Source organism: Leisingera sp. NJS201 (genome assembly GCF_004535885.1).
Lineage (GTDB): Bacteria > Pseudomonadota > Alphaproteobacteria > Rhodobacterales > Rhodobacteraceae > Leisingera.
This window is the reverse complement of the sequence record NZ_CP038238.1, coordinates 124,324-140,116: the sequence shown is the minus strand read 5'-3', so window position 1 is coordinate 140,116 and position 15,793 is coordinate 124,324. Positions and strand designations below refer to the sequence as shown.

The window sequence follows — 15,793 nt, the reverse complement described above, 5'->3', positions numbered from 1 at the left end:
CCAGACCATGGCCATTGCCATTCACGACCCGACTCTGCGCGACGGTAACCACGCCATTGCCCACACACTCAGCCTTGATGATATCGCCGCCTATTGCCGGACCGTTGATGGCTGCGGGCTGGATGTGGTCGAGGTTGGACATGGCAACGGGCTGGGGGCGTCCTCCCTGCAGCTGGGCATGGCGCGCCATGCGGACCGCGAGATGCTGGAAACGGCCCGCGCCAATCTGACCTGCACCAAGCTGGGCATTCATGCGATCCCCGGTTTTGCGAAGATTTCCGACATCAGATCGGCCATTGATGCCGGTGTTGATGTGTTCCGCATTGCCTCGCATTGTACCGAGGGCGATCTGACCCAAAGCTATATCGAATATGCCCGCAGCCAGGACAAATATGTGCAGGGCGTGCTGATGATGACCCATATGGCGCCTGCGGAGGTACTGCTGGCGCAGGCGCAGCGTCAGGTCTCCTATGGCGCAAACGCCATTGTGCTGATGGATTCAGCGGGCAACTACGACCCGCGCGACACAAGCGAGAAGATTGGCCTGCTGGCCGCTGAACTGGATGTGCCGGTCGGCTTTCACGCCCATAACAATCTGGGTCTCGCAATTGCCAATTCGGTTGCTGCAGCCGAAGCGGGGGCGACCATATTGGATGGCACTATGCGCGGGTTTGGGGCCGGTGCCGGCAATACCCAGCTGGAGGTGCTCTGCGCGGTGCTGGAACGCTACGGCTTTGAGACCGGCACCGATGTTTTTGCGCTCTGCGAGGCGGTCGAGGCGCTGCCGCCGGTGCAGCGGCGCACGATCGTGGGGACCTCCAATCTGATCAGCGGCATCTATGGCGTCTGCGCGGGGTTCGAAAAACATGTGACCCGTGCGGCGCAGGATTTCGGTGTCGCGCCCCGCTTCATCTACGAGGAACTGTCGCGCTGCAACGCCGTTGCCGGGCAGGAGGATCTGATCATCTCAGCTGCGGCGCACCTGTCCAAGACGCCACCCGAAACATCGGCGCAACCGCGTAAAGGAGTGACAGCATGACCCTGAGAACCGCCATCATCGGCAGCGGAAACATCGGCTGTGACGTGCTGTGCAAGGTGCAGCGTTCAGCGCTGCTGGATTGCACATTGTTTGCCGGGCGCAACGCATCCTCGCCCGGGCTGGCACTGGCGCGTGCGCGGGGCGTTCCGGTAACGGATCGCGGCGCCGAGGGGTTGTTTGCTGCGCTCGACAGTTTTGACCTGGTGTTTGACGCGACATCCTCGGCCGCGCATCAGGCCCATGCGCCGGCGCTGGAGGCGGCAGGCAAAGTGGTGGTCAATCTGACCCCGGCTCCGAACGGGGCGCTTTGCGTGCCGTCACTGAATGGCAATGCGCTGTTGAAGGCCGGCAATATCAATATGATCACCTGCGGCGGTCAGGCCTCGATCCCGATTGCGCAGGCCATGACCCGGGCCAACCCGGATATCAATTATCTTGAGGTGGTCTCGTCAATCAGCGCCGAAAGCGCGGGTCCGGCGACGCGGCTGAACCTCAATCACTATATCGAAACGACCGAAAGCGCGCTGAGGCAGTTCACAGGGTGTTCCAACGTCAAAGCGATCCTGAATATCAACCCGGCCAAGCCCAATGTCTATATGCAGACCGCGATTTCGGCGCTGGCGGCGCATCATGACCTTGCAGCGGCCAAGGCGGCCATCGCCAAGGCGGTGGCGCGGTTGCGGGCGGCGGTGCCGGGTTACGACGTGATTGTCGAGCCGCATGTCACCGGGGACCGGTTGTTCACCATGGTGCGGGTGACCGGTGCCGGTGACTATCTGGATCCATCGGCCGGCAATCTGGACATCATCACGGCGGCGGCCACAAAGATGGCCGAAGCCATTGCCCGTGCTGGAGGCAGGCGGGGCGCAGCCCCGGCGGTGCCGCAACCGATGGAGAGCGTGGCGTGATGGACCGCTTAGACAACCGTCCGGATGCTGCTGCCCGCATGGCCGGGGGAGGGTGCCATGCCTGATCTGGCCAATGCACATCGCAACACACCGTTCTGTCCGATCCTTGAGCTGGCAGGCCGCATTCAGGCGCGGGACAAGCCGGTGGTGGATTTCTCCATCGGGGTGCCAAATTTCACGCCGCCGCAGCGGGTCTATGACGCTGCCATTGCCGCCATCCATGCGGATCAGTGCCGCTATGGTCCCAGCCGCGGCGAGGCAGGGCTGATCGCTGCCTATCTGCATTATTTGACGCAGTTGGGGCTGGACCGCTTCGGGCCGGAGAACATCGCAGCGGGGCAAGGCGGCAAACATCTGCTTTACTCACTGTTTCAGGTGCTGTTTGAGCCCGGTGATACCGTGGTCATTCCTGCCCCCTGCTGGCCGACCTATTTTGACATTGCCCGGTTGAGCGGGGTTGCAGTGCGCACGCCCTATTGCCGGCTGCATCAGGGCTATAAACTGGATCCGGCAACACTGGAGGCGGTGCTGGGTGGGCAGGTTGTGGCACTGGTGCTGAACAACCCGTCCAACCCCACCGGTGCACTTTACAGCATGGCAGAGCTGGCGGCACTGGCCGAGGTGCTGCGCCGCCACGATGTCTGGATCATCAGCGATGATGTCTACCAGCGCTTTGTCTATACGGATGATCCCTGTCCGCACTTACTGGATATCGCGCCCGATCTGGCACCCCGGATTATCAAGGTGGACAGTATTTCAAAGCTTTACGGGATGCCGGGCTGGCGTGCGGGGCTGTTGGCCGCGCCGCCTGAGGTGGCGGATGCGGTGGCGACGCTAAACAGCAATTCGATTTCCAACATGCCGCCTGTCGTTGCCGCCGCCGCGGCCGAGGCGCTCTGCGGCGATCAGGGGTTTTCGCAACGGATGACGTCCGGCTACCGGGCGCGGCGGGACATCCTGCTGACCGCCTTTGACAGCGCGCCGCAGATCCGTTGCGCCCGCCCCGGGGGCGCGTTCTATCTATTCCCTGACATCTCGCGGGTGTTCGGGTCCATGCACGGCGGGAAGATGATCAGCACCGATCAGGATCTCTGCAATTTGCTGCTGGAGGAATATGGCGTTGCGGCTGTGCCCGGGCGTCATTTCGGGGCGCCGGACAATATTCGCCTGTCCTATGCGATTGACGCCGATCAGGTCCGGCAGGGGGCACGTCAGATCCTGCGATGTCTGGCAGAGCTGGAGGAGACGCCCGGAAAACGGCAATCTGCTCAGCCCCTCCCGACGGCACAGACGCCGGTGATGGAGGTGGTTTCCTGACACAGCTGGGGCGGGCAGGCAGCAGGTTGCGGATATCAGGAAGGGTGCGCCCAGTGGCATCGGCCCCCAGCCAAACATCGGTGGCAGGCGGATATGGCGAAGCAGATGGCCCCACAGGCCTTCCGGATCGCCCCCCCATGACAAGCACATAGTCATCACGGGGAAGTCCATAGGAGGCAGCACATTCCCCGGCAGTAAAATACCGCTACTGGCTTTGCAGCCAATCGGCAAAGGCCTCGACGCTGGACTGCAGCCTGCTTTGCCGCGGACGCACCAGGAAATAGCCATAGTCCGTCAATGCGTGCTCCGACAGGCGGAACAGCTTGGCCTCTTCCAGCTCGCGCGCAATCAGCGCGTCCATCAGCGCAATCCCCTGCCCGTCAATGACCGCCTGCACCCGCACGTTGGGGTCGGGGATGATCAGCGCATCACGGCGCGCCTGCTGCGGCAGCCCCGCCGCCTGCTGCCAATCGGTCCAGGCGTTGCTGTCATCGTGGTCGCGCAACAGCGTCATGCTGGCAACCGCCTGCGCGATGCCGTGCCGCGCCACCTGCTCCAGCGCCGCCGAATTGCCAACGGGATAGGCCGGGCAAGGCAGAAACGGGGTGATCTCCCCGTCTCCCCACTGGCCGCTGCCCCAGCGGATCGCGATATCCACGCCCTGCGCCTCCAGATCGAACAGCCGGATCATCGGCTGCAGCCGCAGCTGGATATCCGGGTGCTCTTGCATGAACGACATCAGCCGCGGCGACAGCCAGCGGGCGGCAAAATAGGTCGAGACACCTACCGTCAGCGTACGGCTGGAGACGCCCTTCAGCGCCAGGATCCCGGCCTCGATATCCTCGTAATGGCTTTGACAGGCGGCCAGCAGCTTTTGCCCTGCTGCAGTGATCTCCACCCCGCGGGCATTGCGCCGGAACAGGGCAAGCCCCAGCTCCGCCTCCAGCGTTTTGACCTGATAGCTGACCGCGCCCTTGGTCATGTTCAGCGCCCCGGCGGCATCTGAAAAACTGCGGTGGCGGGCGATTTCAACAAACAGCCGCAGGATGTCGTGGTGGCGGAATTCTACAGACATAAGGCAAGCGTATAAATTTACTGAACGCTGCGCACAAATAAAATCGATTGCCGGACGCGCAGATTCCCAAAATATAGACCCCGTAATATTCACTCTGGAGGTTTCAAGTTGGGAAATATGAACGCTGATACACATATCACCCAGCGCGGCCGGTCGCGCCGGGGGCGGCTGACCCGGCACAATACCCCGCAGGCAATACCAGTGTATCAGCGCCGCAAGATCCCCGCCTATGATCTGCTGGACGAGACTGCACTGGCCCGGATCGAGACCCAGGCGGACTGGATCCTGGAACATATCGGGGTTGAATTCCGCGGTGACGGTATTGCCCTCGGGCTGCTGGCTGAGGCCGGCGCGCAGGTTGATGGCGCCCGCGTCCGCTTTGCGCCGGGCCTGGCCCGGCAGCTCTGCGCCACCGCACCTGCCGAATTCCAGCTGCATGGCCGCGACCCTGCCCGCACGGTCACGTTGGGCGGCAGCAATCTGGTGCTGATGCCGGGCTACGGCTCGCCCTTTGTCAGCGATCTGGCGCAGGGCCGCCGCTATGCCACGCTGGCGGATTTCGAAAACTTCGTGAAGCTGTCGCATCTGTCCCCCGCGCTGCACCATTCCGGCGGCACCGTGGTAGAGCCGACAGACGTGCCAGTGAACAAGCGCCATCTCGACATGATGCTGGCGCATCTCACCCTGTCGGACAAACCGTTCATGGGCGGCGTTACCTCCGCCCAGGGCGCGCAGGACAGCATTGATATGGCGCGGCTGGCCTTTGGCGCGGACTTCCTGGACTGCCACGCGGTGATGCAGGCCAATATCAACGTCAACTCGCCGATGATCTATGACGAAACCATGTCCGGCGCCCTGCGCGCCTATGCAGCGGCCAATCAATGCGTCTGCATCTCACCGGCAATCTTTGCCGGCGCCATGGGGCCGCTCTCCCCTGCTGCCGTTGCGGCGCAAACCCTGGCCGAGGCGATGGCGGGCATTGCCCTTGCCCAGCTGGTGCGCCCCGGCTGCCCGGTGGTGTTCGGCAGCTTCCATTCCTCGATGAACCTGCGCAGCGGCGCGCTGACTTTCGGCTCGCCCGAGGCCAATCTGACCACCATGGCAATCACCCAGCTGGGCCGCCGGCTGGGGGTTCCGGTGCGTTCGGGGGCGGCCATGTCACCGCTTCAAACGCGCCCGACGGGCAGGCGATGCAGGACAGCGCCGGCGCAATGTGGGCGACGCTGCTGTCCGGCGGCCATCAGGTCTGGCACGCGGCGGGCTGGCTCGAGGGCGGGCTGGTGATGTCTTACGAGAAATTCATCATGGACCTCGACCACTGCGGCGCACTGCTGAAGATGCTGCAAGGCTTCACCGTGGAAGACGAAGACTTTGGCCGCGATGCCTACGGCGAGGCCGGGCCGGGCGGGAACTTCCTGTCCACCGGCCACACACTGCGCCACTACACCACCGCCAATTACGAGCCGCAGATCCCCGATGCCGGCCCCTATGAGACATGGGATGAAAACGGCCGCCTGACTGCAGATCAGCGCGCAACAGCACGCTGGCAGCAGATGCTGGCAGAGTATCAGCCGCCGCCGATGCCGGACAGCACCCGCACCGCCCTGAATGATTTCGTGGCCGAGCGCAAAGCCGCCATGCCCGACGAATGGTATTGAAAAAGGATCCCCGAATGACCGCAGAACTAAGCCGCACATCGGCGCTTGCCTCCCGCCACACCGCCCTTGGATCGGCACTGGAGGACTGGAACGGCATGGGCACCGCCTGGAGCTACAGCACCGACCCCAACGACGAACACGACGCGGTGCGCGAACGGGCCGGCATGTTCGACATGTCGCCGCTGAAAAAGGTGTTTGTGCGCGGGGCTGACGCGCAGGCGGTGCTTGACCACCTGACCACCCGCGACCTTGGCAAAGTCACCCCGGGCAAGGCCGCCTACCTGTGCGTGCTGACCGAGGATGGCGGCATCGCAGACGACGCCATCGTGTCGAACAACGGACGTGATGAGTGGATGATCGTGCATGGCTCCGGCGATACTATGGCCCTGCTTCAGGCTTCCGCCGAAGGCCGCGATGTGCGGATCGAATTCACCGACGATCTGCACGACATCTCGGTGCAAGGCCCGGCAGCGCTGGAAATCCTGAATGCCCATTGCGGTATTGATCTGGCCGCCCTGGGGTATTTCGAACACGCCCCGGCCAGCCTGTTCGGCCATCCCTGCCGGATTTCGCGCACAGGTTACTCCGGCGAGCGCGGCTATGAGATTTTTGCCGGTGCGGCAGTGATCACCGGTATCTGGGACCAGCTGGCGGCGGGTGGCGTGATGCCCTGTTCCTTCACTGCGCTGGACAAGGTCCGGATCGAGGCCGGGCTGCTGTTCTATGGCTACGACATGACCGCGGACAATACCCCCTGGGAAGTTGGCCTGGGCTTCACCGTCAGCGCGTCCAAGGGCGGTTTCCGCGGCAAAGACGCGGTGATGGCAGCAAAGGGAACAGAGAAGATCAGCAATGTCTGCCTCGACATTGATCACCCGGACATGGTTGAGGGCGGCGAGGCAGTTTCCCTGAACGGTGAAGATACCGGGGTGATCAACAGTCCCTGCTATTCGCACCGGCTGGGCAAATCCCTGGCGCTGGCCCATATCCGCCCCGGCATTGCCATCGGCAGTGTTCTGAAGGTCGCAAGCGGCACTCTGGAAACCACGGCGACGGTAACCGCCAGCCCGGTTCACGACCCGCAAAAGACCCGCACCCACGGCTGACCCGCCCTGCAAAACGGCATAGGGCGGGCACCTGAACTGCCCGCCCTCTGCGCCCTAGCCCTGTGCCGCCAGAAACGCCGACACCCGCGCCAGCCCTTCCTGCAGGATCTCCGGCCCGTTGGCATAGCCGATGCGCACATACCCCTCCATGCCCAAGGCAGACCCCGGCGTGAACATCACCCCCGTCTGCTGCAGCAGCGCCACGCAGAAATCGCGCGATGCCATGGGCAGATCGTATTTCAGCAAGGCCGTGGTGCCCGATTGCGGCTTCACCCAGGAGATCCGCGGCTCCCGGTCCACCCATGCCGCAAGGATCGCCAGATTACCGCGGGTGATGCGCTGGCTGCGCCCCAGCACCTGATCGCGGCTCTCCAGCGCCAGCGCGGCAAAGTGATCGTCGATCATGCCCACCGAAATCGTGTCGTAATCACGGTGAATGGACACCGCCTCAATCACCTCCCGCGGCGCCGCAATCCAGCCCAGCCGCAGCCCCGCCAGGGAATAAGCCTTGGACATGCCCGCCGTCGAAATCCCCTTTTCATAGATATCCGCGATCGAGGCGGTCATACCGTCGCCCTCCTGATCGGTGCCGCGGTAAACCTCGTCGCACAGGATCCAGGCGCCGGCCGCACGGGCGATACCGGCGATCTCTTCCAGCATCTCCCGGTCCATCAGCGCACCGGTGGGATTGTTGGGATTATTGATGGCAATCAGTTTGGTATCCGGCGTGACCAGGGCGCGCAGCGCGTCAAGATCCGGCAGAAACCCGTCTTCCGCGCGCAATTGCAGCGGATGCACATCGGCGCCGATGCTGGCCGGGATCGAATAATGCTGCTGATACGTCGGCACCACAGCCACCACCCGGTCGCCGCGCGACACCAGCGCCTTATGCACCAGCATATTGGCGCCGATGGTGCCATGGGTGACAATGGTGTTTTCCACCTCCTGCCGCGCATACAAAGACGCAATGGCGCGCCGCAGCCGGTCCGAGCCTTCAATGGCGCCATAAGTCATCTTCATGCCCAGCAGGTCAGACAGGTCTGCATGGGTCTTGCCCGCCAGCTGCAGCAGCTCTGCGATGGTCAGGCTCTCGACACAGGTCTCAGCCAGGTTCCAGTCGCATTTGGTCTCCCATTCGTTCATCCAGATTTCGACGCCAAAGGGTCTATGCGCATGGGATCTCTCCTTATGTTCAGGCCTGCTGCCACCCCGGACCCTAGGCTGGCCTCCCCTTCCCTGCCATCATCCCCAAGGATGATGCGCGGCGTGCCCAGCCGTGCTAAGCCGCCCGGGCCGGGAGGAGACTGTGGATATTCAAACCGCTGAAATCGAAGGGGCGGCCCAGGCATTGGCCAGGGTCATTGACGGCACCGGCGGCGCGCCGGATCTGATCGCCGCCGCCGGCCACCTGCTGCCCTTCACCGCCGCCTTCTGCGTCGTCAACCGCAAGGGCCAGTGCCCTGTTTACCTGTGCGACACCTATCCCGAAGGCGGCGCCAAAGAGGCGGTGCAGCTTTATGCCGGCAGCACCTACCTGCTCAATCCGGTCTATAACGCAATCCTCGACGGGTTGCCGCCGGGGCTCTACCGGATGGCCGACCTGGCGCCCGACAATTGGAATCCCTCCCCCGGAACCCCCGGCGTTCTGGTCGAAGACGCCGAGGAAATCGGTTACCGCACCCCCGGCTGGCCCGCGGGGCTGCAGGAACTCACCCTGCTGGCCAAGCTGCCTGAGGGTGCCATGGGTGAAATCAGCTTTGCCCGCCCCGCCGCCGAGGGCGGTTTTCCGGATGATCTGCTGGCCCGGCTGCGCCCATTCCTGCCGCTGTTTGCGGCTGCCTTCCGCCAGCTTTGGTCCCGCCATACGGACGGCCCGGACCCGGCGGAACCGGAGCGGAAACTGCAGGACTTCGCCCGCAGCACCCTGTCCCCGCGCGAGGCAGAGATCGTGCAGCTGATCCTTAAGGGGCATTCCAGCCTGTCGATCAGCCTGACCCTGGGAATTGCGCTGCCAACGGTCAAAACCCACCGCAGGAACGCCTATGCCAAACTCGGCATCAGCACCCAGCAGCAGCTGTTCAACGCCTTCCTGCACTGGCAGGGCAAGGCCCGGAAAACCCCTTAGCCGGACACTTTCTTTACAAACTGGGATTTCAGGCCAATCGGGCCGACCCCCGGCACCTTGCAATCAATATCGTGATCGCCGTCGACCAGCCGGATGCCCCGCACCTTGGTGCCAACCTTGATGACCGAGGACGTCCCCTTCAGTTTCAGGTCCTTGATGACCGTCACCGTGTCGCCATCGGCCAGCAGATTGCCGACGCTGTCGCGCACTTCGGCAGTCTCGCCGTCCGCCGCCTCCGCCGCCCATTCATGCGCGCATTCGGGACAGATCAGCAGGGCGTCCACCTGATAGGTATAGGCAGAGGCGCATTCGGGGCACGGAGGCAAAGTATCAGTCATACCCGCTCCAATACCCTTAAGACAGGATGCTGGCCAGACCGGGATTGTGCCCCCTGCCCTCAAGCCCTCGGCCCGGCGCGCGCCCTGCCTCAGACCGCGCGCGCCTGCGGCAGCAGGAACGGCATACCGGCGGGCGGCACGCTGTTCACCGGCACCGGGCAGCCATAGACCTGCGCCAATGTGTCATTGGTCAGCACCTCTGCCGGCGTGCCGTCTGCGGCCACCCGGCCCGCATGGATCAGGGTGATCCGGTCGGCGAACATCGCAGTAAGGTTCAGATCATGCATCACCGCCACCACGCCGCCGCCGCGCGCTGCGTAATGGCGCGCCAGATCCATCACCGTGAACTGATGGCCGATGTCCAGACTGGCCACCGGCTCGTCCAGGATCAGCCAGCGCGGCACGCCGTCCAGCACCGGCTCCCAGACCTGCACCATCACCCGCGCCAGCTGCACCCGCTGCTGCTCGCCGCCCGACAGATCCTGATAGAACCGGTGCGCAAAGCCGGCCAGATCCACCTGTTCCAGCGCGCGCAGCGGCAGATCGCTGCCCGCCGCCGCCAGCCCCGCGCGCAATCCCAGCCGGACAATCTCCAGCACCGTAAAGGGAAAGGCGATGGCAGCGGACTGCGGCTGCACCGCCCGGATGGCGGCCAGCTGCCAGAATTTCATGGCGGCGGTATCGCGCCCGTTCAGCAGCACCCGCCCGGAGAACGGCACCTCGCCGGTCATCGCCCGCAGCAGCGTGGTCTTGCCCGATCCATTGGGGCCTGCAATGGCGGTCACCTCGCCGGGGCGGGCCTCAAAATCCACCCCCTTCAGGATGGCGCGTCGGCCCAGCGTGACCCGGATATCATATGCCTGCATCGCGGGCCTCCTAAATGCCGGTGCTGCCGAAACGGCGCAGCAGGATCCACAGAAAGAACGGCGCCCCCAGCACTGCCGTGATGATGCCGATGGGCAGCTCCGCCGGCGCCACAGCCACGCGTGAGATCATATCCGCCGCCAGCAGCAGCGAGGCCCCCAGCAGGGCCGCATTGGGCAGCAGGCTGTGGTGGTCCGGCCCGGTGGCCAGACGCAGCAGATGCGGCACCACAATGCCGACAAAGCCGATGCCGCCGGACACCGCCACCGCCGCGCCGGTGGCGGCAGCAACTGTTACAATCGCCGTGTTCTTGACCCGTTGCACAGCAATGCCGGTATGGCCTGCAGCAGCCTCGCCCAGGGCCAGCCCGTTCAGCCCGCGGGCCAGAAACGGTGCCGCCAGCAGCGCCAGGCAGATCACCGGCGCGGCGGCCATGACCTTGGCCCAGGTGGCGCCGGCCAAGGATCCCATGTTCCAGAACGTCAGGTCGCGCAGCTGGCTGTCATCGGCCATGAATGTGATCATGCCGGTGCCCGCGTTGGCCAGCGCACTGATCGCAATGCCCGCCAGCAGCATGGTCGCAACCGAGGTTTGCCCGCCGCGGGTGGAAATCCGGTAAAGCACCAGAATGGCGGTCCAGCTGCCGAAAAACGCGGCAATGGACACCAGATAACTGCCCGCCGCCTGCTGAACCGCCGCTGGCAGCGCCGTGCCCAGCACGATGGCCGCCACCGCCGCCAGACCGGCGCCGGCGCTGACACCCACAATGGCCGGGTCCGCCAGCGGGTTGCGGAACAGCCCCTGCAGCAGCGCACCGGACACCGCCAGCGCCGCCCCTACCAAAACCCCCAGCACCAGACGCGGCAGCCGGATGTCAAACAGGATGATCCGGTCCAGACGGTTCAGCTCGCGGCCCGCCGCCAGATCGCCAAGCGCCCCCCACAGCGAGGTGCCCGAAGCGCCCCAGGCCAGCGAAAACACCGCCATCACCGCCAGCAGCGCGGCCAGCCCCACGGTCAGCCGCCGCGCCTGCACCCGGCGGTCCGCCCCCTGCCCCGCCGCGGCAGGTGCATCAATGGCCAAGGACATCCTGCGCCCTCCCGCCATACAGCGCCCGGTTCAATTCAGTGACCGCCGAGGCCGTGCGCGGACCGAAACCAATCAGATGCAGCCCGTTCATCCGCACGATGGCACCATTCTGCGCCGCCGGGGTGGGCTGGATGGCCGGGATCGCCAGCAAATCTTCAGTGCGGATGCCATGATCGCCGCCGCGCTCCATCACCAGGATCACCTCCGGCGCGGCTTGTGCAATGGCCTCGTCGCCCATCGGCTTGTAGCCTGCAAACCCCGTCACGGCATTCACGCCGCCCGCCAGCCGGATAATGCTGTCCGCCGCCGTATCCGCTCCGCCGGCCATGATGCGCCCGCCCTGGGTGGACAGCACAAACAGCACTTTCCGGGGCGTACCCGCCGCCGCCTTTGCCGCCGCAGCCTGGGCGGCGGCGATTTCCGCGCTCACCTGCCCGGCCAGCACCTCGGCTGCCGCCTGCTGGTCCAAAGCAGCGCCAACAGTGCGGATCTTGCGGGCGATGCCTTCGGCACTGAAGTCTTCGGGCACGCTGATAAAGGCCACCTCAGCCGCCTTCAGCACATCCAGCGTCTCCGGCGGCCCGGCGCCCTCAATCGCCAGGATCATGTCCGGCGCCACCGACAGCACCCCCTCCGGCGCCAGCGCCCGCTGATAACCGATGTCGGGCAGCTGCCGCGCCTCCGCCGGAAAGATTGAAGTTGTGTCACGGGCAATCAGCCGGTGCTGCTGGTCCAGCGCATAGACGATTTCCGTAACCGAACCGCCGACCGAGACGATGCGGCTTGCCGGGTCCGCCAGCGCTGCATGGCCCGCAAAGACCAGTGCGATCATCAGGTTCAAACCCAGATACAGACGGGACAGTACAGTCATCAGGCCATCTCCGCCGCAGTCAGGGAGGCCAGGCCATCAACGACGGCATTCCACGCGGGCCGGTGATCCCTGGTCTCGGCCCGGCGGCCAAAGACCTGCAGAATCAAAGCGCCGTCCGCGTCAAATGCCTCAACCGAGACCGCATCGCCGCGCTGGGTGGGTTTGGTGACGGCCCAGACCTCGGCAATATGGTCCAGCCGCAGATGCAGGTCGAAACCGGGGTCAAGGATGTTCTGCCACGGCCCCATTTCGCGCAGGCTCTTCACCGGGCCGCTGTGGATTTCGATGCAGCCCATATTGCCCACGAATATCATCACCTCAACGCCCTGATCGCGCACGGTTTGCAGCATGGTGTTCACCGCAGCCGTCTCCAGCGCGCGGGCCAGCGGCGCCCCGGCGATGCGATAGGCACCCAGCCGGTTCATCTTCAGTTTCGAGGTCAGCCGCATGAACTGGTGGGTATCGGTCATCCCGGCCCATTCCGCACGCAGCGCATCGGCCTTGTCCGGATTGCCCTTGGGCGCCTCCGCCGGTTTGCGCGGCTCCACCGCCAGCGCCTGGCTCTGGTCCTCCAGTTTCAGGTCTGCCACCAGCCGCGCCCAGGCATCCAGATCCGAGGCGTCGCGCAGATGCACCTTATGCACCGCATCTCCTGCCGCATCGAATATCTGAATGGACCGTTTGATGCCCTTGTCTGTCTCCCGTTCCACCGCAAAGGCGGTGACGAAATGTTTCGGGAACAGCCGCAGGTCGATCGCATCGTTCAAGATCATCGATGCATGCTGGCCCGAACGGTAATTGCCGTACACCCCGACCTTCTCGATCACGCAGGACCGGTTGCGGGTCAGCGCCATCACCTCGCCCAAGGCAGCCAGCCGCGGCATGATGCCGTCCGGATCGGCACTGATGCGGGTCACGCCTTGGCCTGCATAGGCCGCCACCAGCTGGCCCTCGGAAATGCTGAACTTATCCGCAAAATCACGGTCGCGCAGCGCGGAATGCTCAGCACGTGCGGTACGGATCGCCGCCGGCGTCATCGGGGTATCAGTCATGTCAGCCCTCTCAGCTGGGAGATTGGAAAGGGCTGGCAGCGGCGGCAGATAAGGCGCGCAGCAGCTGGCCGCCGCATTTTACGGCGCTTTAATTTATGTTGACTGTTTCTATCACCTTTATTAACAGGCTCAAGCGGAATTTGTGAATCCGCAAAATCAGACAAATGACCACGCCAGCCCCGACGCAAGCATCCGGTTCAAAAGAACAGACAGATGCGAAGGAACGCGAGATGGGGAAACACCACAAGAAACGGCATGGCGGGTGGCTCCTGCCAGGCACCGTTTCAGTACTGGGCCTGATGGGTGGCACAACCAGCCTGACCGCCCAGGACATACTGGAAGACACGGATTTCCTGGGCACGGTGGACCTGGGCCAGGGCAAGCGCGAGGTCCAGACCGGCACCGCGGTGCCGCTGACCGTGATCAGCCAGGAAGAGATCGACGACCGCCAGGCCGGCACCATCGGCGAGCTGATCGATTCCGTGCCTGGTGTGAACCTGGTGAACGGCAACACCCCGCGCGGCGCCGGCATCAACATCCGCGGCTTCGGCGCCACCAGCAGCTTTGGCACCGACCAGAAGGTCCAGGTGATCGTCGACGGCGCCACCACCGGCTCCGAGGAGCTGTACCGCATCGGCACCCAGCTGTTCACCGACCCGGAACTGTACAAAGAGGTCTCGGTCCTGCGCGGCACCATCGGCAGTTTTGAATACGGCTCTGGCGTCATCGGCGGGCTGGTCAAGCTGGACACCAAGGACGCCTCGGATTTCACCGGCGGTGAAATCGGCCTGCGCTTGCGCCAGACCCTGCAGGCCACCAGCAACGGCGAAGGCTTCGCCACCTCCTCGATCGTCGCCTGGCAACCGTTGGAGAATTTCGAGCTGCTGCTCAACTACACCCTGCGCGACACCGCCGAATACGACAATGGCGACGGCAGTCAGGTGGCCAACACCCAGTCGCGCACGCCGTCTTACCTGATCAAGGGCAAATACAGCTTTGGCGATGCGGGCGAGCATTCGATCACCGCCTCGTTGAACGACAGTGTAAACGACGAAAAAGACGTGCCCTACGATGGGTTCGGCACCACCAGCACCAGCTTCGGCAGGGTCGACCGCCGCATTGATAACCGCGTCGCCGGCATCCGTTATCAATGGAACCCGGCTGGCAATGATCTGGTCAATCTGGACGTGAACCTGACCTATTCGGATCAGGAAATCACCCAGTCCTACATCGCCGGCAGCGCCTTTTGCGACGACGGCGGCGTGGTCCGCGCCGATCCGAACTGTGCCCGCAGCGGCCCGGCGGGCAGCCCCTTCAGCAGCGCCACCCAGGACGCCGATCACCGCTATGAGACAACCAAGCTGACGGTGAAGAACAGCAGCTATTTCACCACCGGCGCCGCCACCCACGACCTGCGCGCCGGGGTTGAGCTGTCGCGCCGCGAGCGTCTGAATGCCTCCTCCGCCCCCGGCGGCACCGCCAAACGCTACGCGGTGTTTGCCGTCGATGACATCTCTATCGGCCGCTGGACCGCCACCCCTGCGCTGCGCTACGAATCCCAGCAGATCGACGCGCATGACGGATCGCAAAACCACGACGCCTCGGCACTGATGGGCGGCCTGTCGCTGCGCTATGAGTTCGACGCTGGTTTCGCCCTGTTCGGCAGCGCCGCCTATACCGAAAACCTGCCGGTGATCGACGATCTGGACAATGCCGCCCGCATCGGTGTTTCCGAACGCTCGCACACCTATGAAATCGGCGCCTCATATGCGGCGGCGGATGTGCTGACCGCCAATGACAGCCTGGCGGTCAAGGTGACCTACTACCAAAGCCGGCTGCGCGACATCACATCTTATGTCAGCTCTGTCTCCCTGCCCGCGCCGCCCTTCTTCGCCTTTGTGCCGCTCGACCAGGTCGACACCAGCGGGTTCGAGATCGAGGCCGGCTATGCGCTCGACTCCGGCTTTTATGCCGACCTCAACGCCAACCTGCCCGACGGCGAAGAAGTCCTGAACGGCACCGCCGCGCGCTGGCGCAACCTGGCATCGGACGATCTGCGCCTGACCCTGGGCAAACGCTTCGGCGAGACACTGGATCTCAGCTGGGAACTGGTGGCAGCAAAATCCGGCTTTGATGCTGCGGGAGCGGCGGTGGCGGGCTACGGCGTCCACAATCTGCGCGCTACCTACAAACCGCAATCCGGCCTGCTGCAAGGCGCCGAGATCCGTTTCGGAGTTGAGAACGCCTTTGACCGCGCCTACCGGCCCAGCCTCTATTCCCGCGACGCGGCGGGGCGCAATTTCAAGCTGACGCTGGCCAAAACCTTCTGATCCCGGAAAATTCCAAGAGGT

General features: G+C 64.3%; 14 protein-coding genes and 1 pseudogene. 8 read left to right on the top strand and 7 right to left on the bottom strand.

The genetic code is table 11. The features are described 5' to 3' along the window. Positions 1-7: 7 nt before the first annotated feature. Genes dmpG through ETW23_RS23680 form a run of 3 tightly spaced genes read left to right on the top strand, consistent with a single transcriptional unit; the run spans position 8 to position 3,264 of the window. Positions 8-1,039 carry a 4-hydroxy-2-oxovalerate aldolase gene (gene dmpG / locus ETW23_RS23690; RefSeq protein WP_134831676.1) on the top strand — a complete coding sequence of 344 codons (1,032 nt, stop codon included), beginning with the start codon at positions 8-10 and terminating at the stop codon, positions 1,037-1,039. Next, positions 1,036-1,947, top strand: a complete 912-nt coding sequence (locus ETW23_RS23685; RefSeq protein WP_134831675.1) for an acetaldehyde dehydrogenase (acetylating) — start codon at positions 1,036-1,038, stop codon at positions 1,945-1,947. The genes dmpG and ETW23_RS23685 overlap by 4 nt, the downstream gene beginning before the upstream one ends. Positions 1,948-2,004: 57 nt before the next feature. Continuing rightward, positions 2,005-3,264: an aminotransferase class I/II-fold pyridoxal phosphate-dependent enzyme gene (locus tag ETW23_RS23680; RefSeq protein ID WP_167738215.1), complete on the top strand. Its 1,260-nt coding sequence runs from the start codon at positions 2,005-2,007 to the stop codon at positions 3,262-3,264. A gap of 205 nt (positions 3,265-3,469) precedes the next feature. On the opposite strand, the gene ETW23_RS23675 is transcribed toward ETW23_RS23680, so the two are convergent. Next, positions 3,470-4,339, bottom strand: coding sequence for a LysR substrate-binding domain-containing protein (locus ETW23_RS23675; protein WP_167738214.1), 870 nt, complete (start codon positions 4,337-4,339; stop codon positions 3,470-3,472). A gap of 117 nt (positions 4,340-4,456) precedes the next feature. Between ETW23_RS23675 and ETW23_RS23670 the strand changes: the two genes are divergently transcribed. Genes ETW23_RS23670 through ETW23_RS23665 form a run of 3 tightly spaced genes read left to right on the top strand, consistent with a single transcriptional unit; the run spans position 4,457 to position 7,103 of the window. After that, on the top strand, positions 4,457-5,623 hold the full coding sequence (locus ETW23_RS23670; RefSeq protein WP_254695260.1) for a trimethylamine methyltransferase family protein: 1,167 nt from the start codon (positions 4,457-4,459) through the stop codon (positions 5,621-5,623). Further along, on the top strand, positions 5,551-5,997 hold the full coding sequence (locus ETW23_RS26450) for a trimethylamine methyltransferase family protein (protein ID WP_368075914.1): 447 nt from the start codon (positions 5,551-5,553) through the stop codon (positions 5,995-5,997). The genes ETW23_RS23670 and ETW23_RS26450 overlap by 73 nt, the downstream gene beginning before the upstream one ends. A 14-nt stretch (positions 5,998-6,011) precedes the next feature. Next, on the top strand, positions 6,012-7,103 hold the full coding sequence (locus ETW23_RS23665) for an aminomethyltransferase family protein (RefSeq protein ID WP_134831672.1): 1,092 nt from the start codon (positions 6,012-6,014) through the stop codon (positions 7,101-7,103). A gap of 54 nt (positions 7,104-7,157) precedes the next feature. On the opposite strand, the pseudogene ETW23_RS23660 reads toward ETW23_RS23665, so the two are convergent. Beyond that, positions 7,158-8,267: pseudogene (locus ETW23_RS23660) on the bottom strand (aminotransferase); the annotation flags it as partial. Positions 8,268-8,409: 142 nt separating this feature from the next. Between ETW23_RS23660 and ETW23_RS23655 the strand changes: the two are divergent. Further along, positions 8,410-9,228, top strand: coding sequence for a LuxR family transcriptional regulator (locus ETW23_RS23655; RefSeq protein ID WP_134831670.1), 819 nt, complete (start codon positions 8,410-8,412; stop codon positions 9,226-9,228). On the opposite strand, the gene ETW23_RS23650 is transcribed toward ETW23_RS23655, so the two are convergent. From ETW23_RS23650 to ETW23_RS23630, 5 genes are all read right to left on the bottom strand, one after another. Then, positions 9,225-9,566, bottom strand: coding sequence for a zinc ribbon domain-containing protein YjdM (locus ETW23_RS23650; RefSeq protein WP_129373404.1), 342 nt, complete (start codon positions 9,564-9,566; stop codon positions 9,225-9,227). The two genes, ETW23_RS23655 and ETW23_RS23650, sit on opposite strands and share 4 nt — an antisense overlap. 89 nt (positions 9,567-9,655) lie before the next feature. Beyond that, positions 9,656-10,432, bottom strand: coding sequence for a heme ABC transporter ATP-binding protein (locus tag ETW23_RS23645; RefSeq protein ID WP_134831669.1), 777 nt, complete (start codon positions 10,430-10,432; stop codon positions 9,656-9,658). A gap of 10 nt (positions 10,433-10,442) precedes the next feature. Next, a complete protein-coding gene (locus ETW23_RS23640; RefSeq protein ID WP_134831668.1) occupies positions 10,443-11,519 on the bottom strand; it encodes an iron ABC transporter permease in 1,077 nt (358 codons plus the stop codon). Next, the gene (locus ETW23_RS23635; RefSeq protein ID WP_134831667.1) at positions 11,503-12,390 is read right to left on the bottom strand and encodes a hemin ABC transporter substrate-binding protein; all 888 of its coding nucleotides are present in this window, start codon (positions 12,388-12,390) and stop codon (positions 11,503-11,505) included. The genes ETW23_RS23640 and ETW23_RS23635 overlap by 17 nt, the downstream gene beginning before the upstream one ends. Then, complete coding sequence (locus tag ETW23_RS23630; protein ID WP_134831666.1) at positions 12,390-13,442, bottom strand: hemin-degrading factor; 1,053 nt, start codon at positions 13,440-13,442, stop codon at positions 12,390-12,392. Before ETW23_RS23630 ends, ETW23_RS23635 begins: the two co-directional genes overlap by 1 nt. A gap of 230 nt (positions 13,443-13,672) precedes the next feature. Between ETW23_RS23630 and ETW23_RS23625 the strand changes: the two genes are divergently transcribed. Then, the gene (locus ETW23_RS23625) at positions 13,673-15,772 is read left to right on the top strand and encodes a TonB-dependent receptor (protein WP_205879979.1); all 2,100 of its coding nucleotides are present in this window, start codon (positions 13,673-13,675) and stop codon (positions 15,770-15,772) included. Positions 15,773-15,793: the final 21 nt, after the last annotated feature.